The sequence below is a fragment of the Erythrobacter sp. genome (genome assembly GCF_038133525.1).
Lineage (GTDB): Bacteria > Pseudomonadota > Alphaproteobacteria > Sphingomonadales > Sphingomonadaceae > Qipengyuania.
Genome location: NZ_JAYPTL010000196.1, coordinates 1 through 699 on the forward strand (window position 1 = coordinate 1; position 699 = coordinate 699).

Annotated in this window: 2 protein-coding genes; both read right to left on the reverse strand. The window is 62.1% G+C overall.

All coding sequences use genetic code 11. The features are described 5' to 3' along the window. Positions 1 to 41 precede the first annotated feature (41 nt). Positions 42 to 281: a hypothetical protein gene (locus AAFM29_RS17955; RefSeq protein WP_341714066.1), complete on the reverse strand. Its 240-nt coding sequence runs from the start codon at positions 279 to 281 to the stop codon at positions 42 to 44. A 210-nt stretch (positions 282 to 491) separates the two neighbouring features. Further along, positions 492 to 699 (reverse strand): hypothetical protein (locus AAFM29_RS17960; protein ID WP_341714067.1); only part of this gene is annotated, 208 nt, incomplete at its 5' end.

The window sequence follows — 699 nt, forward strand, 5'->3', positions numbered from 1 at the left end:
GTGTAGCTGTGGGGCATGCCGCAAGGTGCGGCATTGCGTGGCTAGCTCTTCGACGCTGACAGCGTGCTGCGAAAGAAGGCACCGACGAAACCGAGCAGCGCGCCAAGCTCCGCCAGCGTGTACGACGGGTTGTCTAGCACGTGCCGAATCCAGTCGCCAAGCGGCGTCAGCGATACGGCCCAGCCAGCAAATGCACCACCGGCTGCACTCAGCAGGGCGCTGATGAACAACAAGGCAGCGACGGCAACAGCGGCGAAGAGACCTAGTAGGACGTTTTGCATTGACAAGCCTTTCGATGTAGTGCCCGCGTATCAGCCCACGGGCGGGCTACTGTGAAGGCCGATGTATCATGCGCTCGGCAGGCCGAATGAGGCAGCGCTTCACAGCCAGCGTGACTACATGCGCATACTGCCTCACTTGTGGCATAGTTACCTACCCACGATTAACCTAGCTGGTACGCTGTTTGACGCGCGTCTAGGTTGTGTTCGGGACTAGAACGGCATATCGCTGTCAGGCGTGATGCTACCACCCTGTGCGAGGTACGCGGAATAGCCCAAACCCAGCCGAACCGCAGGTGGGGGCGAGCTGCCGTTGCGGGGGGCAGCCGCAGCACCGGTCTTGGCGGCCGGGCGACCTTCTTTCGATGCCTTGATCATGTCGGCGAGACCAGCCAGGCGCGACTTCGCAGCGGCAGCGTCC

Bases quoted from the DNA above. Each gene is read 5' to 3' on its own strand.
- AAFM29_RS17955 (WP_341714066.1), bottom strand. From the start codon at position 281: ATGCAAAACGTCCTACTAGGTCTCTTCGCCGCTGTTGCCGTCGCTGCC.